Below are 25,827 nucleotides of genomic sequence, written 5' to 3'. Positions count from 1 at the left end.
CGTAAAAAAGATTGGCTGCTTGACGTTTAATATTCGTATTTAATACCCATCTTTTTAGCCATATCGGAGAACACCTGCGGATCAAAATCTTCCGCCCCCGGCGCACGCTGTTGTGGCTCCTCCTCCATGGCCATACAGGTTTCGCCATCCGGGTCAATACCCAATTGTTTGGCTATCTGTTCCAATCGGGTAACCTGGCTTTCAGATTCACGCTGATGAACCTGCCCTGCAACGCCTGGCGAAGTTGTTCACTTTGTACCCACTCAACAAGCTGGGACATGGCATCCAGCGCTTGTTTTGTAGATACCCCGCTGTAACTAAACACCGTCGAGTGAGGGAGCGGCCTTATCGCACAAAATTGACCATTAGCCCATAAACTAGAGCCTGACCAAACAAACGTCACCAGGAAAAGTTGAGCTTGAGACAGGTAAACTAGATGACCAGAGCAGCAATCATCAGGCACTAATACAGGAGACGGATGGCAGTTAGTAGTACACCCCCCAACCAAGACCAGGGGGCCGAAAATGAACGATTGCGATTTGCCCTCCAGGCAGCTGGTATTGGTACCTGGGATTTAAACTTCCGGACTCAGGTTGCCTGGTGGGATCAGCGCACTCAAGAACTCTACGGGTTTGCCGGAACGGATGTCCGGGACTTTAAGTCACCCGAACAGCTCATGCAGTATGTACACGCCGATGATCAGCAACGGGTTCAGAAAGCCATGCAGTGGGCATTGAATCCAGAATCGGGCGGGCACTATGAAATTGAGTACCGAATTATCCGTCAGGATGATACCCAGATCCGCTGGTTACTGGCCAAAGGGCAGGCCTATTTCGATGAGCAGGGACGGGCTTATCGGTTTTCGGGCACCGCTCAGGACATTACCCAGCAGGTACTCACCCGGCAACTGACAGAAGAGGCTCAGGAAGGACTACAATCGGCCATCGAGCTGGCCCAGTTGGGCACCTGGCACTATGATCTGATCACGGGCCATATTGAGTACTCATCCAGACTACGCGCCTGGCATGGCATTGGGCCCACTGAACCCATTACCACTGAGCTTGCTTTTCGACTCGTGCGGTTAGAAGACTGGGCACTCGTTCGGACATCCATGCAGCAAGCCATTTCCGGCGGATCTGATGGACATTATGATGTTGAATACCGCGTATCAGACTCCAATGGAGCAGAACGAATTTTGCACTCCCACGGAAAAGCGTATGTCAATCAGGCCGGTCAGGCCTACAAGATTAGCGGCATGGTTCAGGATGTGACCCCACAACGGCGGGCCCAATTCGCTCTGGAGCAGCAGGTAACGCAACGTACCCAGCAGTTGGAAATTTCGAATGAGGATTTACGGCGATCCAACGAAAACTTACAACAGTTCGCTTACATTGCCAGCCACGATTTACAGGAGCCCCTGCGTAAGATTCAGCAATTTGGCGATTTGTTAAAGACTAGGTATGCCAGTTCCGAAGGCGATGAACTGGTTTATCTGGAACGAATGCAATCGGCGGCCAGCCGCATGTCTACGCTGATTCGGGACTTACTTAGCTTTTCACGGATCTCTACGCACCGAGATACCAGTGCGCCCATATCGCTGGACACGATTGTTCAGACCGTATTGCTCGACCTGGACTTGATGATCGCCGAAAGTGAGGCAAGTGTTGTGGTTGGAAAGTTACCCACACTTGAAGGAGACCGCTTACAATTACAGCAACTGGTTCGGAACCTCCTCAGTAACGCCTTAAAATTTCGTCGACCTGAGGTTGCGTCCCTAATTGAAGTGAGCGCCAGTTGGGTTGCCTTCGAAAACCTGCCAGCCAGCGTTAGCCCAAAACGCCCTGCCCTGGCTTACCACCGCCTTGATGTGACTGATAACGGAATTGGTTTCGATGAAAAATACCTGGATCGGATCTTTCAGGTCTTTCAGCGTCTGCACGGCAAAAACGAGTTTGCCGGTACGGGAGTGGGTTTAGCCATTTGCGAAAAGGTAGTCAGTAATCATGGAGGAGCCATTACCGCCACGAGCCAACCTGGCCTGGGCACTACCTTTAGTGCCTATTTTCCCGTTTAGGCCCAAGACAGGCCAGGAAACGTACGGCTACCAACTTTGGTCCGTCGCAAAGCCACGGCTCATTCCTCTTATGTCCAATAAAGTACTGGCGCTTCGGGGAAACGCTTCTGCCATTCGGCATAGAAGAAAGTCTTCATCTCTTTCATCTCCTCGGGGCGATAAACATACTTAGTGCCACCAAACTTGTTGCGCTTCTCGGCACGCTTCGTTTCGTCCATCTCCAGCGACGTATTAGGGTACCACGCCAACAAGATGTTCCTGGAACCAGGTGTAAAGCGGTGGCTAATGAACTCAGCATTCATATCGCAGGGGAAGTCGATAACCTCAGCGATGCGATCGAGCAAGGATGCGTAGTGCTCACGCCAATCGGGAATGGGCATAATAGGCGCAATAACAACACCAATGGGGTATCCCCCACCGCCCAACTGCTTCGGTAGGGCTAGTTTGCGCAGGCCCTGCAACCGCGACTCTACCGAAGCCGTTCCACCCTCCAAACGCCGGGCTATGGTATCGGCATTAAGGCTGATGCGCGCGCGGGTCTGCCCATTGTGGGGCAGGTTGAGCAGGCTATCCACCTGATCGTACTTAGACACAAAGCGCAACTGCCCGTGTTCACGGTGGCCTACTAGCCGTGTTCCGAAGTAACGGATAGACTCGGCTAAGCCACCGGTCAGGTGTTCAATGCCTAACACATCGGTATAACAGCTAACTTCGAAGGTGGTGGGGTGGTTCACGTCATAACCCTGCCAGCTCCGGTTGGGTGGATAAGTGCCCTCGTACGTAGCGGTGTGCGCGAGCAACTTAGGCAGATTGGCGTAGGCCCGCACGACGGGCGGACCAGCTAAGCTTCCGGCTAAATAACAGTATTGACAATGGGCCGGGCAACCTTCGGCCAGGTTCATTTGCCAGTCGGCCGAGGGGGGAATGGGTTGGAACTTAAAGGCACCCGGCGGAGCATTCACAATGGCTAAGGTATTCTTGGCAATTCGATAGGTCTCGCGTTCATTAGCTCCCCTTAGCCCGGCAATTCGATTGCTTTTGGCGATTTCGATGGGTAGATCAAGCGCCGATATGCGTTCATAGATAGCCTGGCCATAGGGCTCCTTGAGGGCATCGGCCGTAAAAACGACCCGCCTGGGCATCCAAAAACGGGGTGACTTTACAAGGGGCTGAGGGGTTGATAGAACTGGCAAAATAGGCATTAATTCAGACGTCATAACGGAGTAGAAGAGCGGGTAACTATCGAGCTAAACAGCACATCACCCACACTGATTAATAACAATCATACTCCCTGAATAGCTCCCGTATCAAGCAAATATCTTTTTATGTAAAAAGTTGATTATCAGAAGAATATTCAACTTTTCTATAGTATACTTACAGCTTATTTGTGTACGTTGCGCCGGACTGCCAAACCGATTCTGCTTTCACGATACAGCTCCCTATGGCCCGTATTCGTTACGTATCAATCATTAATTGCCTGATACACTAAAGGCTTAACTACTTTGTCTATATTTGTAATATAAGGCCCCCACATTTGCCGGTATATCAATACCAACATATTCTCTTTTGGATCAACCCAGTAAGAGGTAGAAAACACCCCACCCCAGGAGTAAGTACCGGCTTGGCTGGGGGTAAACCTACTGCCATTTTCAGAGATAATGAAAAAGCCAAAGCCAAATTTGTTCTCACTGGCATGGTCACCCATAGTAGGGCTCATGTTGCCAATTTGATTCATGGTCATCATACGAACCGTATTGCGGGCTAACAGGCGCACACCGTTGTATTCCCCACCATTCAACAACATCTGCAGGAAAATAGCATAATCATAAATAGTGGATGACAAACCACCACCACCCGAAAAATAGTCGGTTTTTTGGAGGGGATAGTTCATATCAAGCGATCCGCCAAAAACCGATTCCTGCTTTTTGATCGTTCCGGTAGAATCGCCCAGGAAAAAGTTGACCAGTCTGGAGCCTTTTTCGGGCGGCACATTAAAATTGGTATCTTTCATTCCAAGGGGCTGACAAATACGCTTCTCAAAAAAAACGTCCAGGGTCATACCTGACCAGAGCTGAACCAGGTAGCCTAATACGTCCATATTCAATCCATACTTCCATTGTTCACCGGGTTGAAAAAAGAGTGGTAAGCTGCCCAGGCGGTTCATTGCATCGGAAAGTTTTTGCCCCTTAACACCAACTCCTCCGGTAACATAGTTTTTTGCATAAATGGCATTTTCCGCAGGAGTACCAATTGCTGGATACCCCAGACCCGATGTATGGGTTAATAAATCGCGAATAGAGACGGGCCGTTTAGCCGGAACAGTAGTGTATGTGGTATCTTTTGGATTGAAGGTAGCCAGCACTTTTTCATTAGCAAAGGAGGGAATGAACTTGGAAACTGGATCGTCCAGCGAAAACTTCCCTTCTTCCCACAACATCATTACGGCCACCGTAGTGAGTGCTTTTGTTTGTGAAGCCACACGAAAGATCCCATTTCTGTCGAGCGGCACTTTCGTAGTTGGATCATTGTATCCATGAGCCTTATAGAAAACAATTTTGCCGTGTCGGGCAATAAGGACCACAGAACCATTCACCCATTTCTGCCTGACCCAGTCATTCATACTTGAATCCAATCGAGCAAGGCGGGCTACAGAAAACCCACCAGCCCCAGGAGCAGCTTCCGTCAAGGCTTTTGATTGGGCTTGTACCGTAGTTGAGTACGGAATAAAGGCAAATAGAGAAAACAGAGTGATTATGTAACGGTTCATAGTTTTTAGGTTGGGATGTATCAAAAACAGATAGTTAATAAAATCACTTAAGGGCAATAGCGGAAAAGCCAGGTAATTTCCAGGGCCAGACTAATTCATCGCACAGAGGCTTATCTCGCCAGCTTTAGATCGACTGCTAGTTTTTTGGCAGCAATTAAAAAGAGTGCGGTCGATCCAAAACTTATAATGATTATGATCGACATGGCCCATCTCAGGGATTCGATACCCAGAGACGGGGTGAGCTGATCGCTAATCATGCCGACAACCAGGGGTCCAAACCCTAAACCGATAAAGTTGAGCACAAAAAACAGGATAGCGGACGTAAGGGAACGCATTGAAGCCGGAACAAGACTATGAGCTACGGCAACAGATGGCCCCAGATACATACTATGAAGCGACGCACTCAAGCCTAAACAGATTACCGAATACACTGTATTCTGCAGAAAAAGTGCTCCGGCTGCACATGGGATAGAGACAATAATTGCATAAGCCGGCGCTTTCAGGTACCACCCTTTATCCCTTTTCCCCAAATAATCCGTCAGGAGCCCACCAGCGAACGAACCAACTGCTCCACCAATGCCGAAGATCGGACCAAGTAAAGCGCCTATTTCTGACTGCGTCATCCCATGAAGCCTCGCCAGGAAAGAAGGAGCCCAATTAAGCAGCCCATATATACAAAAAACATGCAGGCCTGTAGCCATTGCCAGGTAAACAAAAGTTTTGGTTGAGTACAACCGCTTTAGCACCTCACGCAACGAAGGAGGGTCAATTACCAGTGCTTCATCCCTATCCATTACTCCACGTTGAGGCTCTTTCACCGACGTGTAAAACAGCAATGAAAAAATAATGCCCGGTATACCCACCACGAAAAATGCGGTTCGCCATCCAAGACGCTGGTTCAAATAACCACCCAGTAAAAAACCCGTCAATATCCCGAAATAAATACCTGTTGAGTAGATTGAGAGTGCCGTAGATCGTTTTTCAGGCGGGAAGTAATCGGATAGCATCGCATGAGCCGGAGGGCTTCCTCCTGCTTCCCCAATCCCCACGCCAACACGGGCCAATAGTAACTGAATGTAGTTTCTTACCAGACCCGAGCCAGCAGTCATTATACTCCATATGGCTAAGGAGGCTGCTACGGTATTCCTGCGGTTGGTTTTATCGGCCAAACGTGCAATAGGGATGCCCAGGGTGACGTAAAATAGAGCAAACGTAAACCCAGAAAGCACGCCAAGCTGGGTATCGGATAAGTGTAAATCTCGTTTAATCGACTCCTGCAGGATAACCAGGAGTTGACGATCAACAAAGTTGAAGACGTATACCAGCGTCAACATCGCTAGGACATAATTTCGGTACAGGTTACTGACTGCCCCCTCGTTACTAGTTTCCCTGGTTTGCATAAAGGCGTTAATTGAAAGTAGTAGGCAAGGAATTATGGGTAACAGTTAGTAAAGTTAATCTGCCCGCTTTCCTGCTTAGAAGCTTATAGGGCCGTGCATAAAGCACAAAACCAGTCAGTAAAAAGAAGGCTAAAAGAGAAGTAAACGGCAGTTTATCCATTAGTAAGACCTAATTAAGACTAAGAAATGTCTACTGACAACAGTCTGGTTTATATTGACTTAGATGAGAAATAATTAACCATCTAGTAATTCCTTTTACCAGAAGCAACTTGAAGAAATTATTACTCATAGGCGAACTCGTCCACCCTTTCTGGAAAATGGTTGAGCTATCGACTTCTCGCCATACAGAACATCCTATTTAGGAAATTGACAAAGTAGTACATAAGTAAGCCACTTAGTATTGCCTTGCAGAACGACATTTGGTATTCATTGGCATTTAGTGGTTTAAATCGAAAATCTAGATGATAATATGTTACTAAAAAGTAGTTAATTTTGGAGAGGCACTCATCCATAGATGGTCCCACTGTCTATCCATATCGTTCTTTTCTATGCCCCCTAGCTGTTTTATAATCGGTGAGGGTACCCTGCTGATTGAGTGCTCAACAATCCTCTGCCAGCGAGGTTTTCTAGTTAAAGGAATTATCAGTCAGGACCCTCAGGTGCATTCTTATTGCAAGAAGGCCGGGCTTCCTTTTATTGATTCATCGTCGCACTTTATTACCGTTTTAAACCAGGAGCCTTTCGATTACTTGTTCAGCATTTCGAACGGATATATCCTCTCCGAGGAACTACTGGCGCTTCCCCGCTTATATGCCTTTAATTATCACGATGGCCCTCTGCCCGCTTATGCCGGGGTACATGCCTCATTTTGGGCACTGGCCAATGGTGAAAAGACGCATGGCGTAACCTGGCATCTGATCGATAAGGGTGTTGATACGGGGGCTATTGTAAAGCAAAAGCACTTCCCGATTCAGGAAACCGAGACCTCGATCAGCCTAAATATTACATGTTATTCGGTTGCCGTTGATTGCTTTCGAGACATACTCGATGAACTAGAAGTCGGTACGTTAACGACACAGCCACAGGATCCTACGCATCGGTCCTATTACGCCCGGAATAAACGGCCTGATCTGGTCCTTAATTTCGCTCAGTCAGCAATTACGATTTCTCGTCTGCATCGGGCGCTGGATTTTGGGTTTCAGTCAAACCCTTTTGGTTTTTTGAAGCTATGGGCGGGGGGACGGTTCTGGCTGGTGAGGGAGGTAACGGCAACCCAAACAAAGGCACAGTGCCTCTCCGGATCAATCGAAGCCCTTTTGCCTGACAAACTGCTGGTCGCCACCAACGACTATCTGTTGGTCATTGGTGCGATCCAGAATCTGACTGGCGAACCCGTTTCAATGGCGACGTTTTATGAACAGACTTCGCTTACTGAAGGTCAATTGCTAACCCTACCCGCGCCGGAAGTCATTCAGGCCATTGGGAAAAATGATAAGCAATGCGCTGTTTATCAGTCCTACTGGGTAAATAAACTTAGTAATTTTCAACCTACAACGCTCCCCTGGTCAGTCCCAGCCAATAAAGTAAACGAAAACCAGCCGGAACGTAGCCAAATCAATATCCCGCTCTATAAGGTTTTTGAAGGCAAAAATGGCTTAAAAAGCACGGAGAAGAGTCATCAGGCCATGACAGCCCTGTTGATTCTATTGGCCCGCCTGACCAATCAGCAATCCGTTAGTGTTGGGTATCGATCCGAACGAAGTGCGCAGATATCAGCTGAAACCGTCGGATTGTTTGCCGAATATATCCCTGTTGAGGTGGCATTTGATTGGGATGCTGGCTTTGAAAAGGCGCTGAATGACACACAGCAGGAACTTATAGCTGTAAATAACCACCTGACCTTTACTCAGGACAATCTAGCAACCCAGACTGCCTTAAAACCATTGACTGTTGAGAACGATCCGGTTTTGTTCCCTATTGTTATTGGCTGCAAGACCGCTGAACTGGATTATTCACTCCCTCCGAAAAAGGCGCTACAGATCATTCTGTCTACAGAAGGGAATCAAGACAGTCAGGTATTGTTTGACCCGGCAATCTGGTCAGTCCACTGGGTGAGTGATTTAGTGAATCGCTGGCTAATGCTGTTGGAAGATCTGGTTTTTCATCCAGATCAACCTCTTCGCTCGGTGTCCTTGCTGACTCCAGATGAGCGGCAGCGTATGCTCATTGACTGGAATGCAACCAAGGTTCCCTACCCAGCCAATCAGACCATTCATCAACTGGTAGAAGCCCAGGTCCAGCTCCGACCTCAAGCCGAAGCACTACGCTTTGGGGCGCTTGCCCTGACCTACGAGCAACTAAACCATCGGGCCAATCAACTGGCCTGGCACCTGCGAAACCAGGGAGTGAAATCTGAGACGTTAATCGGTATTTGTCTGGAGCGTTCGCCCGATATGATCGTTAGCTTACTGGCTATTCTGAAGGTTGGGGGAGCGTACGTACCCCTTGATCCTACGTTTCCAGCCGCCCGGTTGGCGGGCTTAGTTGCTCAAACGGGTATTCACACAATCATTACCCGAAAAATCTGGCTGGATCGCCTGCCAGCAACGACTACCACAGTTCTAATCGATGAAAACCAGGCCCTGATTACCCAGCAAAGCGTTCATAACCTGTCGCTGCCAATCCGATCCGATCAATTGGCGTATGTTCTGTTTACATCGGGTTCCACCGGCCGCTCAAAAGGTGTAGCCATTCCGCACCGGGCCATCCTGCGCACCGTTCAGGGGGCAAACTACATGCGACTGGACGAATCAATCTGTATGCTGGGACTGGCTCCCCTGGCTTTTGATGCGTCTACGCTGGAGATCTGGGGAAGTCTGGCCAATGGCGGACGGCTAGTTCTGGTAATGGAAAATCCGCCGTCGCTGGACGACATTAAACAAACCATTCAGGCTAATTCCGTAAATGCTGCTTTTTTTACAGCCGCCTTATTTAATGTGTTGGTCGACAGCGGCATTGATTCCTTAGTGACGTTGACCCAACTGGCAACTGGTGGCGAAGCGGCATCGGCCAAGCACGTCATTCGGGCGCGACATCAATTGCCTAACTGCACCTTAATTAACGGGTATGGCCCGACAGAAAGCACCACATTTGCCAGTTTTTATAACCTATCGACGGGCCATTGGGAAACCAGCTCTGTACCGATTGGCAAACCGCTTAGTAACACCCAGCTCTACATTGTTGATTCATTTCTGAATCCCATGCCCGTGGGCGTACCCGGCGAACTGCTCATTGGCGGTGATGGGCTGGCACGGGAATACCTCCATCAACCCGAGCTTACGCAACTCAAATTCATTCCCGACCCCTTCAGTGATCGGCCGGGAAGTCGGCTTTACCGAACCGGCGATCAGGCCCGGTATCAGTCCGACGGCACTATTGACTTTCTGGGGCGATTGGACGATCAATTAAAAATACGCGGCTTTCGGATTGAACCTGTGGAGATTGAACAGGCGCTTTGTCAGCATCCTACCATTGGCGAGGCTTTGGTGGTAGCTGATGAATTAAGCTCCGGGATGAAACGGTTAGTAGCCTATATCGTCCCTAAATCCGGCGAAATTATTCAGGTCGAGAGTTTGCGGGTTTTTCTGAAAACCAGCCTGCCTGATTATCTGATTCCGAATGTGTTTGTTCCCTTGACGGCCATTCCGTTGACGGTAAATGGGAAGGTCGACAAGGCAAACTTGCCAACGGCCTCCCCAAACGCAACCCACCGTCAGAGCGATGTACAGACCTCGACCGAACAAGCGATGATCCTCTTATGGACATCGGTACTGAATGTAGCAGAACTGAACGAGACTGATCACTTTTTTGATCTGGGGGGAAGTTCCCTGATGGTGATCCAGTTAATCGCTCTTATTTCTCAGCAGTTTGGGGTACGGCTAAGCATGAATGATGTTTTCAAACACCCGACCTTACAACAACTGAGTACTTACCTGGATCAGTTGCCTCGACAGTCCATTTCACCCATAGTAAACACGCCAGACGGAACAGATTCAACAGCCCAGTTTCCGCTTTCCTTTGCTCAGAACCGATTATGGATTTTGGAGCAAATTCATCCTCTACAGGAGACCTATAATGTACCGATTGTGCTTCGCATTCGAGGCTCGCTGAACCTACCGTTCTTGCAGCAGAGTCTAAACCAACTTATTGACCGACATCAAATCCTGCGCACCACCTTTGGACATTTTAATGGGGAAGCTTTTCAAAAAATTGAGCCTGCATTTTTAATAGATATTCCGGTAAGTTTTTTAGTCGAACCAACGAATTTGGCCCAAAACGAGACGATTGCCACTTGGCTACGGGAGGTAGGTTACCAGTCCTTTGATCTGGAAAAGGGGCCTTTAATACGGGTAAATGTTGCGAAACTCGGGGATCAATCCTGGATGGTACTGCTGAATTTCCATCACCTTATTTTTGATGGGTTATCAACGCAGGTATTGGCTAAGGAACTTAGTTTACTGTATACGGCTAAACTACAGGATCAGCCAGTAAGTCTGCCCCCCTTGCCTATTCAATATGCGGATTATGCGCGGTGGCAAACTGAGCACTTCCTACCAGAGACACTGACTCACCAGCGGGCCTACTGGCGGAATCAGCTAGCGGGGGTAGCACCCCTACTTAAGTTACCGATTGATAAACCCCGTCCAGCCATCGAGTCATTTAAGGGTGCCGATTACTGCTTTGTAGTTCCTAAGTCACACTGGCAGCCGCTTCGGCACGACTTTCAGGAGGCAGGCACGACACTATTTCTACGGATTCTGACTGTTTACGCAGTCTGGCTTCGTCAGATCACGGGTACTCAGGATATCGTCATTGGCATCCCCGTAGCTGGACGTACTCAGCCTGAACTGGACGGCTTGATCGGTTTTTTTGTCAATACGCTTGTGCTTCGTATAGACATTTCCGCTGATCTGTCCTTCCGGCAACTTCTCCGTAACGTACGCCAGTTGGCCTTAGACGCCTATACGCATCAGACCCTACCCTTTGAACAGATTGTGGAGGAGGTTAGTCCCGTGCGAAGCCGGGCATATTCGCCATTAGTTCAGGTACTTTTTGACTTGCAGGAAGATACGTCGAACTTCTGGAGACTAAACGAGCTAGAGATTGAGCAAGTCCCTTTCCAGCAGCACAGGGCCAAATTCGACCTGAGTCTTTCCTGCCAGGAGACCGCGGATGGGCTGATGGGTACCTTTACCTACCGGACCGATTTATTCACGGAGCAAGCCGTGAGCACACTGGCCGATCAGTTCATTCAGACACTGGAGCAACTTCTGAGCCAGCCCGATCAAGGCTTCGGACAGTTATTTGGTAGTCAACCGGTTCCTCCACTTACCCCACCAGCCCCTATCGAAATAACCCATCCAGTAGAACAAGTCCGGCATACCCCATCGTTAAATCAGTCAGTCGTCAGGCTGTTGAAAACGATTTGGTGTGAGCTGCTTGACTTACCAACGGTTGGCCTGGATGATGATTTCTTTACGCTGGGCGGTCACTCCCTGTTGGCCCTTCAGCTGACCGCTGCCATTCAGCGTCAGACTACTCATTCACTGCCTATTAGCAGCATCTTTGCCCATCCCACCCTTCGCCAGCTGACCCTTTATCTGCAAACCAGTCAATCCGATGTGGCCTGGCAATCGCTGGTTGGCGTGAAGACACCAGGGGACGGAAATGCACTTTACCTAATTCATCCTATATCGGGGGATGTGAATTATGTCTATCAATTGGCTCCCTACTTGCCGGAGAAACAGGCACTGTATGGCCTGCGGGCGGTTGGACTGGACGGGGTTACCCAGCCCCTGGAGTCCATTGAGGCTATGGCCGCTTACTACATTCAGCTTATCCTCCAGAAGCAACCGAATGGCCCTTATGCTATTGGTGGTTTTTCATTAGGTGGTATTATTGCTTTTGAGATGGCTCGCCAGCTTCAGGAAATGGGCAAAGAGATACATTTACTTGCCCTAATTGATGCCTACCCCATCAATCCAGATGCGGCTAATCATACCAAGTTTCCAATCCATCAGCTCGTCCGGTATTATTATCATTATTGGCGCTCCTTACCTAAACAACCTGCGGTGCTCTTGCCCATTCTTCGACAAAAAGTCCCTTGGATTAGTCACTATTTGCTCCGGCGTATCTGGCAATCGGTACCCAGCTTATCGGGTTCAGCAGGTACTAGTCCAACTGAATCCCTCAGCGTTGAAGCCGCAGATTTGCTGACCAGAAGTTTTCGGGAAGCGTATAGTCAGTACAAATTTAAGTCCTATGAGGGGAAACTTGTGTTTCTGCGGGTTACCCAGTTGGATGCGTTTGGGACAAGCCAGGGCAAAGTAGATTTTGGTTGGGGTCGCTATGCCCGTCAGGGCGTTGAAGTACATCAACTGCTTGGTGAACATAACTCGTTGTTCAGTAAGCCAGCAACCATTGCGCAGATTGGTCGTATACTGCAATTGTATTTGACGCCTTAAACTGGCTTGATTACTCTTTATTGGGGTGCAACGAAAAAGCCGTTACGGTTTTGAATCGTAACGGCTTTATTCTCAGAGTAGCGGGAGCTGGACTCTCACCTAACGTAATCCTTTTCCTTTATCTTCTTTTACTTTCGCTAAAGTATTTAATTAAATGCTGATTATCAATAACTTAGTATTTAATTAGATACTCACATGTGTTTGTGGTGAATAATTATGAAAGTTATCCGTCCCCCGTAACGTCCCCCATAGAAAATAGCTAACTTCAACTTGAAATTTTTGAAATAGCTTTTATTATGCCTAGAACGACTGATTTACACCCCACATTTGTACTAAGAGATCCAAATGCGACTACTGTTACACCAATAATCAGCCTAATTCGATTTCACAACACTCGTATCAAGCTCCCAACAGGATATAAGGTGCTACCTGAACACTGGAACTGCGATAAACAACGAGTCAAACCAATATTAGCAGCTAAAAATCGAGAGAAAATAAATGCAGAACTCCTAAAAATTGAAAAAGCCGTTCAAAGCGCATCTGAAGAAATTGGATCAGAAACTGATTATATTTCCAAAGAATCGTTGAAAGCAAAAATTATCTCTCATCTGAACCCAATAACTAAGGATCCTATAAATAGTGAACCAAAAATATTTAAGTTCATTAAAAACTTTATAAAAAATTCTCCTGAACGTATTAATCCAAACACAGGCAAAAAAATTGAACGAAGAACAATACAAAAATATAATACTGTTCTTCATGTATTAACAGAATTCTCCGTTAGTTACAGTAGAAAGTTAGATTTTGAAACTATTGATCTTGAATTTTATTTTGATTTCAATAAATATTTAACGGCCAAAAGTTTCTCAAAAAATAACATTGGCAAATACATACAAACGTTAAAAACATTTCTAAATGAAGCTACAATTAGTGGTCATAATAACAAATTAGATTATAAAAGTCGAAATTTTAAAGTTACACAAGAGGATTCTGATAGTATTTACCTAACTGAAAGCGAGTTAACATTATTATATGCTTTTAATCTATCAAATAATGAGCGACTAGAACGTATAAGGGATTTATTTTTGGTAGGTGCATACACGGGTTTGAGGTTTTCAGACTTAACTAATCTTCGGCCAGAACATATAAAGAATGGAAAGATAAAACTTGAGCAATTAAAAACAATGGATAAGGTTGTTATACCTTGCCATCCAATTGTTAATTTAATATTAGAAAAATACAATGGAAAATTGCCAAGAAGTATATCAAATCAAAAAATGAATGATTACATTAAAGAGGTATGCGAATTAGCTGGATTAAATGAAGTAGTAAGTAAAGGAATAACAAAAGGAGGGGCAAGAATTATCAAAAATTTCAGAAAATTTGAACTAGTAAGTACACATACAGCTCGTCGTTCTTTTGCGACCAATATGTACAAGCTAAATATTCCAACAATTACCATTATGAAAGTTACTGGTCATAAATCAGAAAAGTCGTTTTTACGCTACATAAAACTTTCAGAAGAAGAACATGCTGAAATAATGCAAAATTTTTGGAACCAATCAGTTTTAGTTAATTTCCCTATAAATGATATTTTGGGCAAGTAAGCACATAGTTCCCAACTGATCTATCAACTCTGGGGTTATTATTTCTAGGAAAATTTTATTCATACGCAAACAATATTTTTAAAAAACTATTATTACGTTCTCTACATTTAAACAGGAACAAGGTAAATGGACATATCTTTATCAACAACAATTTCATTATACCCATTAGCCATCTCTAACTTTTTCTTTTCTTCTGATGCCGGAAACATCGTATTTAATCTACGGTATTTATGAAGTCCCACTCCACGTAAATGAATTTGTTGTATACTCGTATAAATAATATATAACTGACCTTTGAATTTAAACATAATTTTATCTAGTGACATTCCATTTGGATTAATATGTTTAGAGTAAATATCAAATATTTTTTTTAAAAATAAATGCATTTTTTTAGGGTGAACTTCTTCATTATGGTAAGTCTTATCAACAAAATGTTGATGTGCAGCAGCAGCAAAATGCCTACTTACAATATGAACTATACTATATTCATTAACAACAATTTCTTTCCCAAAAATACTGAGCGTTAAATCTTGCAAGCTATAAGTTTCTAAAACATCTTTTGCAAGCAAATAGATATATTTTGCCCTTAATATTATACCTCTTTCTTTACGTTTATACAAAAATTTTCCTTTATCAAATGGAAAATTTCTCACAGATTTTTCTAAAAGCTTTAATTGATCTCTTGCTTCTTTACAAGATGCTTCAAGTACTTTATTATTTTGATTATTAGAATAAATTATCGTTTTCCATTGATCGGCAACGTTGTACAAATAATTAAGATCCTTTTCAACTTCTACTGGATCTACTACGTATAGCATTGGAATTTTACTCAATGATGTGGCATCAATTGTGCCAGTAGTAGCTAATTGGTTTTCTAACGTTTTTTTCAGTTTATTAGAATCAAATTTTTTATATTCTATTCCTCCTGCTAAATTTCTAAAGTAAGTAAGATAAGTATTCCAAAAAGTGTAATCCTCGCAGTGATGGCAAAGTTTTAATTCATCTGAACTAGGAACTTTATTTAGTAATTCAGTACAAAAAACTTTTGTTTCATCGAAAGATATTGAAATATTCTGCAATAATTTTGTTTTAATATTTTCGTATCTGGCTTCAGATTCAACCAATTTAATCTTCAAAGGATCGTTCGAAGATAAGCCATTCACATATGTATCAAAGTCCATCTTTACTTATATGCTAAAACATTCAATATGTAAGTTGTAAAGGCAAATATTAAACTATAACATGATAATTCATAACAATAACAATACCATCATTAAATATCATGACAACATTCGCTTTCTAAAATAAGCTATACATTTTTACATTAATTCCATAAAAATTTCACCTTTTAGTTAATTTAAGTGCAATACAATTGGAAATGGAGAAGTTAGTTCATTATCAATAAACATTTGTATGTTATGAGCTGTATATTTTTCATTCATTGAATAGTATGCATCATAAAGAGTTGGTAATTTTTCATAAAAGAAATCATCTTTAATAATTATTTGTTCTACACCAATGTAATACAAATTTTTAAGCTGTTCAGTTGAATTTTCTAGACCATATGCAATAATTGGAATGTTTTCAGTAAATTTAAATTTTTTTAATTTTTCATAAATTTCCTCATGATTATTATCTTCAGCATTTAAAACAATCATAGAAAAAGGGCTTTTATAATTAGAGATAAAATTTTTGAATAAATAATTAATCGAACTTATATTTGTTTTAAAATAACACAATTGAACCGAGTAACTTTTAAATGCGCTATTCATTGAAAACTCATCATTTTGATTAGCGCCGAATACAAAGATCTTATTTAAATAATTTTTCATGTTTTTGGCATTAATTTATATGGTCATTATTAGCAGTTAACTTAGCACATATATATTCATCCACAATTTTATCAAGTGTTAGCATCGGGCTTTTAACGGAAGCAAATTCTTTACCTTCTTTTTGCAGTTTTCGAATGAATCTTTTCATATTGCTTTTTTTTGGCTCAGAAATTAAGTTCTTTTTATAGCTATTTTCAATAATAGTCAAACAATTTTCATAACCTAAACTATGATATGCAGCATGAGCTAAGTCCTGTTTATTATTTATTGTTTCAAAAATAGGATTGTAGTCTTTCTCTAAATTTGAATAAGAATTAAACCATATCTTTGGTAGCTCTTTCAAATTATTTAATAAATATTTTAAAGTAACTGTATCTTCATTAAACGTTTTTCTAACAATTAAAGACTTTAACATTTTGTACTCTAATCTAATGATATTGTTTTCGGCTGTATCACATTCTTCAGTTTTATTGTAGATTTCAAATTGATGGCTCTTATTACCAATTATTGTGGTATTTCCATTACTTTTATAAACCATTTTTTTACTGTATTTAGAACCAGTAATATAACGTGTAACTAGATTTGGGTTAAAGGGCAATTTGAAACATATTCCAATATCTAATCTTGAAACAATACTTTGACTCCAATTTACAAATGGGAGTTGAAATTGAATTAATTGAAATGATTCTATTATTTCAGCATCTGTTAGTTCAGTAACATTAGTCCCTGAGTAATAAATAGGAATACTTCCTTGAATAACAACTCTATTGGTATAAAGTTTTATTGCCATATTTTTTATAAAATATAACCTATAAAGTTTTTTATCATCCATTTCATTTCTGATATTATATGGATTGAATTTTACTTCAAAATTATTTTCTAAAAATTCTTGTGAATGATGTAATAGTTGCAGGTTATTTTCGAAAAAGTAAATAAGTCTTATAGTATCCATAGATAATGGTAAATTTTTGAGTATTTTTTTGATAGTATTGTTTTATTGTTATAAGCTTTGTCTAATTTTTATTTTTAAATACTGGTATTGGAGCAGCATTAATTTCGTGTTCTTTATAAACAATTAGCCCGCCCATATAATAGCTTTGTATCAAACCAAGTTCAGTCCAATTAGCTACAGTTCTTGTACTAACCCCAAAAATTATTGCCACATCCTTCTTTGTAATAAATTTTACAGGATTACTAATATCTTTATTTAGAAGTAGGTCTATTTTAGAATTTATATTAGCTATTAGATCTACTAAATTATTTATAACTTGTGGGTGTAAATTTTCAATTACTATACTATTGGTAGTTATCATTTTATTGTCAAGTTTTATTTAAATTACAGTTAGAAGTATTACTATAATTCGTTATTTAGACGGCAGACTAAAAAATTATCATGTTTAAATTTTCGGCGTGTTAGTTTTTCAAGCATTTTTGTGTTTATAATATAGGGTAAATGCTCATCTTATTGCACGTGTTAGTTTATTTAAAAACCTTACTATTTGAAATGTTCCTTCCATTTTGATTCAGCATTTATGGAACAAAGGTAATTTGCAAAAACATGGTTGTCAATAGATCCTTTTGCACATGACCCATTCGCGCTTTTTGTTCAAAATTTTCACTTTAATTTTTAAAAAATTACCGAATATTTAATTAAATATTTTTAAATAAAAATTTATCTATTTTGCTTTAAAAATTCATAGCATCTTATATTATAATACAATTTTTATTTTCTCTATTTTTTTTGAAATAAAAAAAATAACCTAGTTATTAGGTTATTTTTTAATCAAAATTTAATGTATGTTAACTTAGTGTTATGAATCTTTTCATAAGGATTTAGAAAGTGCTCATATTAAATATGATTATTTCGATATAAATGTTAATTATAAAACGTTAGTTAAAATACACGCTTCTATTTAGTAACCACTTGAATTCATTTGCTCTAAAGCTTCTGCAAAAGTATTGGGCAAGCAGGTACTTTCTTCATACTCGACTACTGGTTTAACTATAGCATAGCCGAAATTAGGCGGTACAGCATTCCCAATCACTTTATACTTTTGGGTTAATGGTGCATCAAATTTTAACTTATCTACTGGAAAACCTTGAATAATAGCACACTCTTTCCATGATAGACGACGATTAATTTGACCCTGTAAAGCCCAATTATCTTTTCCCACCTTTACCATGGGTTCACCAGCAGGATGTAACGGAACATGGGAATCCGTTGCAACTATTGTAAAACTTGGGTCATTCCAACTACGTTTACGATTACGGGTTAAGTAATGTCCATGAAAAGGATTATTACATACATCTGTTTCAATGTTTGTTTCTACCCCATTAAGTACATCATACATTGTCTGTAATGGTAGCAGCTTTTCTCCATGAGTTGCCGTTGGAAAGTTGTATGTGAATCCACTTTCTGCTATGTCTTTGTGAACACCTACTAAAAAGACACGTTTACGGGTTTGAGCCAGACCAAATTTTTCAGAATGTAGCATATGATGCTTTACCACAAAACCTTTATCACGAAGACCTTCTAATTGTTGTTTGAAAAACCACCCTCCATCAGCTGAGGTCATTCCACCGACATTCTCAATGAATAAGTATTTTGGTCTGACGTAATCAATTGCTCGAATAAATTCACGGTACAAAAAATTTCCTTCTATATGTTGTAGATTTCTATCCTCACGCTCATGCCATTTACGACGAGCTGCTAAACTAAATCCAGTGCATGGATAACAACCAATCAGGACATCAGCTTTTGGAAAATCTAGTACTTTTCTAATATCACCTTGCACAAAATCAACATCAGGTAATAAGCTTTTATAAGCCAATGCTGCTGTTTTGTCAACATCATTTGCCCATATTACTTTTATACCTGCTTTACTTGCTCCGAAATCAAACCCTCCACAGCCTGAAAAAAGAGATACTGCTGTTAACATATTTTTATAAATTAAACAGTTGCCGATTTACTTGTGTCAAGTAATTGGCTTAAAAATTTGTCTGATGATAGAGAACTAAATTTGAAAGTTTTACCCAAACTTTCAATTAATTCGATTATACGTTGGCGATCAACAACAATTGTATCGCCTATGCTTGATTTATCAAACCATGATCCACCTGTCTTTCGATAACAGTATGGTATGAATGCAAAATTATTCAAATGGTTGTTGAAATGTATCCAATTATTCCACTGTGCTAAACTAGAGCTGAAACGCATAGCTGGCCATTGATCGCTGCATTTGCATTGTCCAAAGCATATCAATCGGCTATTTTGTTTATCTTTAAATGGAATCCATGCCACTAAATCAATTCCTTTATCTTTACTTGCAGTAGGAGCAAAATCATCTTTGTTTGCTAATAATACTTCATTTAAGTCAGCAGCAAGTTGTTTAATTTTATTAAAAGTAGTACCAACATACTGTGGCGGGCCTCCACTTTTAGTAGTACCAAATATCTTTATAATAGCTCTTTCGGGCAAACACTTTTTTAATGCTAAACTAGAAATATATTCAAAATCACCAGTCAATACTGCCCAATTTGTCTGGGGAATAAATCTTAAATGCGAACACAACAACAAGTATAAATATAAGCGATGTAATTGGTTAAGGATTTTTTTTTGCTTTATTTTTTTATTTTCAACATAAAAAGGATAGCTAGACGCATAAGCAGCTGACCTATAGTTAATTACAGAGAAAATATCATTAATAAATAGCTCTTCATTATCTTTTAGTAACGGTACATCAATAATATTTTGTTCATCATTAAATGAGTCGAATTCAACATTTAAGTCTTTAATCGCTGTAAATAAATTATCCGCTAAATCTGCACCCGTATATTCCTTATCTTTAGATAACATGCATTTAAATTCTGCATAATCAGCCCAAAGATGTTTATCTAATTTTCTGTAATTTGGTATTCCCTCAATTTGAAGCATTAGTTACTTGAACATTAGAATGAAATTACTGCAAATCTTCTAACCCGTCTTTTACCAACTTTACAGTTACTGTATTAAATATATTTCTAATTAACGTATTCATATCTTTCAGCTTATCCAAATGATATGGGTATGTGATTTCTATGCTTGGTAGAGTGATCCATGCATCTCTAAGTGATTCTGCAGCTATAGTTAAAGCACTTTCAAAAGTTTGTGCTGGTGCATCTGTAAAAATTTCAGCTTCTTTGAGCGAACGTCCGTCTCTAAAAATTTTTATTGCAGCATCGTGAGCAACCACAGCATTTAATGATTTTAAATTACGTGATTCACCTAGACGAGTATACCCTTCAGCATTTTCTTTAAACATCCATTCTGTAAGCTCCTTTAAGTTTTTATCTTTTATTTCTAATGGCCCTCCATCATTAATTACATTAGCGTTGACCCCTATGAAATCTGCTATGTTTTTGTATGATGTTGCAGTAGTTAATAATGAAAAGCTAAAGCTTTCTTCATTTAAACCGGGTATATTGAAAAAGTTAGCTTGCTCAATCTTCTGATATAATATAAATCCACTTAATAGGCGATGAACATAGTCCGAACGGCTCCCAATAGTCTTTGCCATTGCTTTGAGAGCATCTAAATAGCCTAAATGTTTAAATTTATCATTCTTTAGTTGAAATAAATATCGTGCCTTAGCCAATGAATCCCATTCATGAACGCCAGTTATATGTCTGTAACCTAAATACAACAAAATATCATCTCTACTTTCATATTTTAATACGGGAACCTCTTCCGGTTTATTTGTAGCTTCATCAGCTATTTGTTTAACAGCACCCTTTTTAGTTGGGGCTAAATCAGGGTTAAGTAATAACTTTAACGCCGCTAAACGTCTGTTGCCTTCTACTACGTCATATTGATCTTTACCATGAGCTGAAGGTACTACCAGTAATGGTTCTTGTGAATAAAAGCCATTTTCAGCGATTGAAAGCATAATATCAGTAACAGTGCCTTTATCCAGCATGTATGCTAATACAATTGCTTCATTACTGCCTGACTTCGTGGAAGGTAGCCGTGGGTTTAGTGGATCAAAGTGTAAATTTGATACACTAACTGTTATTTCTTTCTGAGCTGTGCTAGGCATTTTCTGATATTAAATGTGAACAACATGCCTTTAGAACCATTTCGTATGCAAAATATGTAAAAAGCGTTTGTTACAGGACTTAATATTATCCAAGTGGAAAGTGTGCATTCATGTACTAGTAAGCAATGTAGTTAATTTACCTAATAAGATTTTAACATCACTCTACTCTATCCGTCCCCGTATCCGTCCCACAGTGAACAAAAAAAAACCCAATTACCTAGTTTATAGATAATTGGGTTTTGATATAGTAGCGGGAGCTGGACTCGAACCAGCGACCTTTGGGTTATGAGCCCAACGAGCTACCAACTGCTCCATCCCGCGATGTTGGGACTGCAAAAGTACGGAAACTTTCTTATAAAACAACTATCTTTGTAAAAAAAAGTTTACGCACTGCCTGAAACGTTTTTTGTCGGCAGGGAGTTGTTTGCTAAAGCCGCTGGTAATCAGCCAGCGGGATCACCTCAAAGATGAATAAGGAAATCATTGAAAATTTTCCGGCCGACGATCCAGCGGCCGATCATAAGGCTGGCTTTGTCAGTATCGTTGGTAAGCCCAATGTCGGTAAGTCTACCCTGATGAATCAGCTCGTTGGCGAACGGCTGTCTATTATCACCTCGAAAGCCCAGACTACACGCCACCGCATTATGGGTATCCTTAATGGAACCCACAACGGTCAGGAATTTCAACTCGTTTACTCCGATACGCCCGGTATCATTAAGCCTCAGTACAAACTTCATGAGTCTATGATGAGTTTTGTGCGTGGCTCTATTGAAGATGCCGATGTGGTTCTGTTTGTAACAGACATCTTCGAAGAACACGATGAGAATGACGTCATCGAACGGCTTCAAAAATCTGAAGTTCCCGTTCTGTTGCTGATCAATAAAATTGATCAGGCTACACAGGACCAGGTTAATGAGAAGATCACCTACTGGCAGGAGCACTTCCATGCGCAGGAGATCATTCCAATTTCAGCCCTGAATAACTTCAATATTGATAAGGTATTTGAAGGTATTATCAGCCGTCTGCCGCAACATCCACCCTACTTCCCAAAGGATGAACTAACCGACAAACCCGAACGGTTTTTCGCGTCTGAGATTATCCGGGAGAAGATCTTCCTGAATTATAAGCGGGAAGTCCCTTACAGTAGCGAGGTTGTCATTACAGGCTTCAAAGAGAAGGAAGACATCATTGTTATCCAGGCCGAAATTTTGGTCGAACGAGCTACTCAACGGGCAATTCTGCTCGGTGAGGGGGGTAATATGATTAAGAAAACGGGAATTATGGCCCGAGAAGAACTCGAGCGTTTCTTCGGCAAGAAAGTATATTTAGAACAGTTCGTTAAGGTAGAACCCGATTGGCGCCAAAAAGAGCGTATGCTCAAGCGGTTGGGATATGACGAATAATTGTTAAAGGAGGAAGGAGGAAAGGGAGGAAAGGGAAAAGGGTTTAAAATCCATGCCTTCTCCTTCCTCTCCTCCCCTTCCTCCCTTTCCTCCTTCAAAAAAAATGGCAAACATAGTTGCAATCGTTGGCCGCCCAAATGTGGGCAAGTCCACGCTGTTTAACCGCCTGACGGAACAGCGACAGGCCATTATGGATAACCAAAGTGGTGTTACTCGCGACCGGCATTATGGCACGGCCGAGTGGAATGATAAATATTTTACCGTTATCGACACAGGGGGGTACGTTGTTGGTTCCGAAGATGTGTTTGAAGAGTCGATTCGTGAACAGGTCGAAATTGCCATTCAGGAATCAACTGTATTGCTCTTTGTGGTTGATACGCAAACGGGCATTACAGGACTGGACGAAGATTTTGCTAACGTGCTGCGCCGGACTAAAAAGCCGGTGTATGTAGTGGCTAATAAAGCCGAAACCGGAGAACGGGCGCACGCTGCCAGCGAATTTTATTCACTAGGTTTAGGTGATCCATATCCAATTTCGTCGCAAACTGGAACAGGCACAGGTGATCTACTGGACGAAGTGATCAAGCATTTTCCAACAGCTGGTGTTGAAAATCCTGACGCGGGTATTCCTCGCATCGCTATTTTGGGCCGCCCTAACGTGGGTAAATCGTCGTTTTTGAATGTCCTGACCGGGCAGGAACGCAGTATCGTAACGTCTATTGCCGGCACCACCCGCGATGCTATCGACACGCGTTACAAAGCCTATGGTAAAGATTTCATCCTGACCGATACCGCCGGTATTCGGCGTAAAGCTCGTATTGACTCCAATATTGAGTTTTATTCGACCCTGCGCTCGATTAAAGCGATGGAGGATTCGGATGTCTGCATTATTCTGCTCGATGCTACACGAGGACTTGAAGCGCAGGATCTGACCATTATTGGCCAGGCCGTGAAAGCGAAAAAGGGTGTGGTCATTATGGTGAACAAGTGGGATGCCGTTGAAAAAGACCATCGTACTGCCGATACACTCCGGAAAGAAATGATTCAGCGGATGATGCCCATTGACTATCTGCCAATCATTTTTGCCTCGGTTCATGAGAAACAACGCATTTTTCAGGTAATGGAAAAAGCGATGGAGGTCTACGAGAATAAGACTAAGAAAGTGGCAACCTCGAAATTGAATGAGGCTATGCAGCCCGAAATCGAAAAGTATCCTCCGCCAGCCATCAAAGGCAAGCATATCAAGATTAAGTATATGCTTCAGGTACCAACTCCTTCGCCCACGTTTGTATTTTTCTGTAATCTTCCCCAATACGTTCAGGAGGCTTACCAGCGCTTTTTAGAAAACCGACTTCGGGATCATTTTGACTTTACGGGCGTACCAATCACGGTATTCTTCCGGCAAAAATAAAGTTATCAACTAGCAGTTCAAACCTAATCAGGAGTAGCCGGGTATAGTTCGTCAATGAACGATACTTAGCTACTCCTGATTAGGTTTGACAGTAGCCTGAATTGTGTCTATTCCCTGGGGATCACTTACTTACAGGTAACCACCCATATCCATAAAAGGGTGTTCATGTAATAATGGGATCAAAAAAAACAACCACTTAATAAAGTCGTGCTCACTTTCAGCATGTTAGTCCTTTACATATGTATATTTTCTAAGTATATTTCGGACAATTATCCTCTGGACAATAACCCACCCTATCATGGCTACCGAAAAAATTTTAGATGATGAGAAGCGTATTGATAAAGCAGCTTATGTGCTTAAAGCCGTAGCTCACCCCTTGCGAATCAAGATTATTCAGATGCTGAATGAGAACAAAGAACTGAACGTTTCAGCAATCTATAAGAATCTGAATGCGGAACAATCACTGATTTCGCACCACTTAATTAATATGCGGGATAAGGGCATTTTGGACATCCGGCGCAGCGGCAAAAATATTTACTACTTCCTGGTTGACTCCGCAGTAGCAGAGATCATTGATTGTATTTACCAGAGTAAACTTTTAAGCTAGTTCGTTTAAAAAGGACAAAAAAGTGTGCCAGAAAAGACAGTTTTGTTAGTCTTTTCTGGCACACTTTTTTGTCCGTTAGCTAGTTACCCAAATAACTCCCCGGTACGGTAATTAGGCACAATACCAAGGTGAATATAGGCTTTTTCAGTCGCTTCACGCCCACGCGAAGTTCGCTTCAGAAAACCCTCCTGAATCAGGAAGGGCTCATAGACCTCCTCAATCGTTTCAGCTTCTTCGCCACAGGCAGTAGCTATCGTTGAGAGGCCAACCGGCCCTCCTTTAAACTTTTCAATGATTGTTGTCAGAATCCGATTATCCATTTCGTCCAGGCCATTCTGATCAACTTCAAGCGCGCTCAGCGCAATTTCGGCAATGTCGACGTTGATATATCCATTACCTTTAACCTGAGCAAAGTCCCGGGTTCGGCGCAGGAGGTTATTGGAAATACGAGGTGTTCCCCGGCTTCGGCGAGCAATCTCATAAGCACCCGTCTCATCAATAGGCGTCCCCAGAATTGCAGCCGACCGCTGTACAATGGTCGTCAGCAGTTTGGCATCATAATACTCCAACCGACAGCTAATACCGAAACGAGCTCGCAAGGGCGATGTAAGCATACCCGCACGAGTAGTAGCCCCAATCAGCGTAAATGGATTCAGTTTAATCTGCACAGTCCGGGCATTGGGCCCAGAGTCCAGCATGATGTCAATCTTATAATCCTCCATTGCTGAATACAGATACTCTTCCACAATTGGGTTGAGCCGGTGAATTTCGTCAATAAATAATACGTCGTTAGGCTGCAGATTCGTTAGCAGGCCAGCCAGATCGCTGGGTTTATCCAACACAGGACCCGAGGTCATTTTTATGTTGGCATTAAGCTCGTTGGCAATAATGTGCGACAGCGTTGTCTTGCCCAGACCCGGAGGGCCGTGAAGGAGCACATGATCGAGGGCTTCACCGCGTTGCATGGCGGCCCGAACAAATACTTCGAGATTTTCGAGGATCTTAGCCTGCCCTGTAAAATCTTCGAATGAGAGCGGCCTCAGCGCCCGTTCAATCTCTTTGTCGGTAGCACTCATGCCATCTGTCGAGCCTTTCAAAAAGTCGTTTCGCATGGTTTTGATTCGTGT

At 42.1% G+C, this 25,827-nt stretch carries 18 protein-coding genes and 1 tRNA gene; 6 read left to right on the top strand and 13 right to left on the bottom strand.

Features of this window, described 5'->3' with window-relative positions; translation table 11 throughout:
• Nucleotides 1–26: 26 nt before the first annotated feature.
• Nucleotides 27–185: a hypothetical protein gene (locus EXU85_RS35705; RefSeq protein WP_246859381.1), complete on the bottom strand. Its 159-nt coding sequence runs from the start codon at nucleotides 183–185 to the stop codon at nucleotides 27–29.
• A 293-nt stretch (nucleotides 186–478) separates the two neighbouring features.
• On the opposite strand from EXU85_RS35705, the gene EXU85_RS00560 reads away from it, so the two are divergent.
• Nucleotides 479–2,074, top strand: coding sequence for a PAS domain-containing protein (locus tag EXU85_RS00560; RefSeq protein ID WP_142770215.1), 1,596 nt, complete (start codon nucleotides 479–481; stop codon nucleotides 2,072–2,074).
• Between the two features lie 68 nt (nucleotides 2,075–2,142).
• On the opposite strand, the gene EXU85_RS00555 is transcribed toward EXU85_RS00560, so the two are convergent.
• The 3 genes from EXU85_RS00555 to EXU85_RS00545 form a co-directional block, all read right to left on the bottom strand.
• The gene (locus EXU85_RS00555) at nucleotides 2,143–3,291 is read right to left on the bottom strand and encodes a spore photoproduct lyase family protein (protein ID WP_246859379.1); all 1,149 of its coding nucleotides are present in this window, start codon (nucleotides 3,289–3,291) and stop codon (nucleotides 2,143–2,145) included.
• Nucleotides 3,292–3,536: 245 nt separating this feature from the next.
• The gene (locus EXU85_RS00550) at nucleotides 3,537–4,841 is read right to left on the bottom strand and encodes a serine hydrolase (RefSeq protein ID WP_142770214.1); all 1,305 of its coding nucleotides are present in this window, start codon (nucleotides 4,839–4,841) and stop codon (nucleotides 3,537–3,539) included.
• Between the two features lie 110 nt (nucleotides 4,842–4,951).
• Nucleotides 4,952–6,241, bottom strand: a complete 1,290-nt coding sequence (locus EXU85_RS00545; RefSeq protein WP_142770213.1) for an MFS transporter — start codon at nucleotides 6,239–6,241, stop codon at nucleotides 4,952–4,954.
• A 548-nt stretch (nucleotides 6,242–6,789) separates the two neighbouring features.
• Between EXU85_RS00545 and EXU85_RS00540 the strand changes: the two genes are divergently transcribed.
• Both EXU85_RS00540 and EXU85_RS00535 read left to right on the top strand, forming a co-directional pair.
• Nucleotides 6,790–12,765 carry a non-ribosomal peptide synthetase gene (locus EXU85_RS00540; protein ID WP_142770212.1) on the top strand — a complete coding sequence of 1,992 codons (5,976 nt, stop codon included), beginning with the start codon at nucleotides 6,790–6,792 and terminating at the stop codon, nucleotides 12,763–12,765.
• A 296-nt stretch (nucleotides 12,766–13,061) separates the two neighbouring features.
• On the top strand, nucleotides 13,062–14,372 hold the full coding sequence (locus EXU85_RS00535) for a site-specific integrase (RefSeq protein ID WP_142770211.1): 1,311 nt from the start codon (nucleotides 13,062–13,064) through the stop codon (nucleotides 14,370–14,372).
• A gap of 107 nt (nucleotides 14,373–14,479) precedes the next feature.
• Here the strand turns inward: EXU85_RS00535 and EXU85_RS00530 are convergent, their stop codons facing one another.
• The 8 genes from EXU85_RS00530 to EXU85_RS00495 all read right to left on the bottom strand — a co-directional run bounded on the left by EXU85_RS00530 (nucleotide 14,480) and on the right by EXU85_RS00495 (nucleotide 21,600).
• A complete protein-coding gene (locus tag EXU85_RS00530) occupies nucleotides 14,480–15,553 on the bottom strand; it encodes a hypothetical protein (RefSeq protein ID WP_142770210.1) in 1,074 nt (357 codons plus the stop codon).
• A 171-nt stretch (nucleotides 15,554–15,724) separates the two neighbouring features.
• Nucleotides 15,725–16,204, bottom strand: coding sequence for a hypothetical protein (locus tag EXU85_RS00525; protein ID WP_142770209.1), 480 nt, complete (start codon nucleotides 16,202–16,204; stop codon nucleotides 15,725–15,727).
• Nucleotides 16,205–16,214: 10 nt separating this feature from the next.
• Nucleotides 16,215–17,156, bottom strand: coding sequence for a hypothetical protein (locus EXU85_RS00520; protein WP_142770208.1), 942 nt, complete (start codon nucleotides 17,154–17,156; stop codon nucleotides 16,215–16,217).
• Between the two features lie 61 nt (nucleotides 17,157–17,217).
• Entirely contained in the window at nucleotides 17,218–17,517 is a 300-nt protein-coding gene (locus tag EXU85_RS00515) for a helix-turn-helix domain-containing protein (protein WP_142770207.1), read from the bottom strand.
• Between the two features lie 600 nt (nucleotides 17,518–18,117).
• Nucleotides 18,118–19,143: a DNA cytosine methyltransferase gene (locus EXU85_RS00510; RefSeq protein ID WP_142770206.1), complete on the bottom strand. Its 1,026-nt coding sequence runs from the start codon at nucleotides 19,141–19,143 to the stop codon at nucleotides 18,118–18,120.
• 11 nt (nucleotides 19,144–19,154) lie between these two features.
• Nucleotides 19,155–20,138, bottom strand: coding sequence for a hypothetical protein (locus EXU85_RS00505; protein ID WP_142770205.1), 984 nt, complete (start codon nucleotides 20,136–20,138; stop codon nucleotides 19,155–19,157).
• 25 nt (nucleotides 20,139–20,163) lie between these two features.
• Complete coding sequence (locus EXU85_RS00500; protein ID WP_142770204.1) at nucleotides 20,164–21,279, bottom strand: ParB N-terminal domain-containing protein; 1,116 nt, start codon at nucleotides 21,277–21,279, stop codon at nucleotides 20,164–20,166.
• A 248-nt stretch (nucleotides 21,280–21,527) separates the two neighbouring features.
• A tRNA-Met gene (locus EXU85_RS00495) sits at nucleotides 21,528–21,600 on the bottom strand.
• Nucleotides 21,601–21,746: 146 nt separating this feature from the next.
• On the opposite strand from EXU85_RS00495, the gene era reads away from it, so the two are divergent.
• The 3 genes from era (at nucleotide 21,747) to EXU85_RS00480 (ending at nucleotide 24,700) form a co-directional block, all read left to right on the top strand.
• Entirely contained in the window at nucleotides 21,747–22,682 is a 936-nt protein-coding gene (era, locus tag EXU85_RS00490; protein ID WP_142770203.1) for a GTPase Era, read from the top strand.
• A 103-nt stretch (nucleotides 22,683–22,785) separates the two neighbouring features.
• Nucleotides 22,786–24,093: a ribosome biogenesis GTPase Der gene (der, locus tag EXU85_RS00485; RefSeq protein ID WP_142770202.1), complete on the top strand. Its 1,308-nt coding sequence runs from the start codon at nucleotides 22,786–22,788 to the stop codon at nucleotides 24,091–24,093.
• Nucleotides 24,094–24,391: 298 nt separating this feature from the next.
• Nucleotides 24,392–24,700, top strand: a complete 309-nt coding sequence (locus tag EXU85_RS00480) for a helix-turn-helix transcriptional regulator (protein WP_142770201.1) — start codon at nucleotides 24,392–24,394, stop codon at nucleotides 24,698–24,700.
• A gap of 83 nt (nucleotides 24,701–24,783) precedes the next feature.
• Here the strand turns inward: EXU85_RS00480 and ruvB are convergent, their stop codons facing one another.
• A complete protein-coding gene (gene ruvB / locus EXU85_RS00475; protein WP_142770200.1) occupies nucleotides 24,784–25,812 on the bottom strand; it encodes a Holliday junction branch migration DNA helicase RuvB in 1,029 nt (342 codons plus the stop codon).
• Nucleotides 25,813–25,827 lie beyond the last annotated feature (15 nt).

The organism is Spirosoma sp. KCTC 42546 (assembly GCF_006965485.1).
GTDB lineage: Bacteria > Bacteroidota > Bacteroidia > Cytophagales > Spirosomataceae > Spirosoma.
This window is presented reverse-complemented; position numbering and strand designations above follow the sequence as displayed.

What these genes read in the sequence shown, in the direction of transcription:
- EXU85_RS00510 (WP_142770206.1), bottom strand. Translation starts at nt 19,143, where the DNA reads ATGTTAACAGCAGTATCTCTTTTTTCAGGCTGTGGAGGGTTTGATTTC.
- EXU85_RS00545 (WP_142770213.1), bottom strand. Translation starts at nt 6,241, where the DNA reads ATGCAAACCAGGGAAACTAGTAACGAGGGGGCAGTCAGTAACCTGTAC.
- EXU85_RS00480 (WP_142770201.1), top strand. Translation starts at nt 24,392, where the DNA reads ATGGCTACCGAAAAAATTTTAGATGATGAGAAGCGTATTGATAAAGCA.
- EXU85_RS00525 (WP_142770209.1), bottom strand. Translation starts at nt 16,204, where the DNA reads ATGAAAAATTATTTAAATAAGATCTTTGTATTCGGCGCTAATCAAAAT.
- EXU85_RS00520 (WP_142770208.1), bottom strand. Translation starts at nt 17,156, where the DNA reads ATGGATACTATAAGACTTATTTACTTTTTCGAAAATAACCTGCAACTA.
- EXU85_RS00560 (WP_142770215.1), top strand. Translation starts at nt 479, where the DNA reads ATGGCAGTTAGTAGTACACCCCCCAACCAAGACCAGGGGGCCGAAAAT.
- EXU85_RS00535 (WP_142770211.1), top strand. Translation starts at nt 13,062, where the DNA reads ATGCCTAGAACGACTGATTTACACCCCACATTTGTACTAAGAGATCCA.
- EXU85_RS00550 (WP_142770214.1), bottom strand. Translation starts at nt 4,841, where the DNA reads ATGAACCGTTACATAATCACTCTGTTTTCTCTATTTGCCTTTATTCCG.
- EXU85_RS00540 (WP_142770212.1), top strand. Translation starts at nt 6,790, where the DNA reads ATGCCCCCTAGCTGTTTTATAATCGGTGAGGGTACCCTGCTGATTGAG.
- era (WP_142770203.1), top strand. Translation starts at nt 21,747, where the DNA reads ATGAATAAGGAAATCATTGAAAATTTTCCGGCCGACGATCCAGCGGCC.
- ruvB (WP_142770200.1), bottom strand. Translation starts at nt 25,812, where the DNA reads ATGCGAAACGACTTTTTGAAAGGCTCGACAGATGGCATGAGTGCTACC.
- EXU85_RS00505 (WP_142770205.1), bottom strand. Translation starts at nt 20,138, where the DNA reads ATGCTTCAAATTGAGGGAATACCAAATTACAGAAAATTAGATAAACAT.
- der (WP_142770202.1), top strand. Translation starts at nt 22,786, where the DNA reads ATGGCAAACATAGTTGCAATCGTTGGCCGCCCAAATGTGGGCAAGTCC.
- EXU85_RS00515 (WP_142770207.1), bottom strand. Translation starts at nt 17,517, where the DNA reads ATGATAACTACCAATAGTATAGTAATTGAAAATTTACACCCACAAGTT.
- EXU85_RS00500 (WP_142770204.1), bottom strand. Translation starts at nt 21,279, where the DNA reads ATGCCTAGCACAGCTCAGAAAGAAATAACAGTTAGTGTATCAAATTTA.
- EXU85_RS00530 (WP_142770210.1), bottom strand. Translation starts at nt 15,553, where the DNA reads ATGGACTTTGATACATATGTGAATGGCTTATCTTCGAACGATCCTTTG.
- EXU85_RS00555 (WP_246859379.1), bottom strand. Translation starts at nt 3,291, where the DNA reads ATGACGTCTGAATTAATGCCTATTTTGCCAGTTCTATCAACCCCTCAG.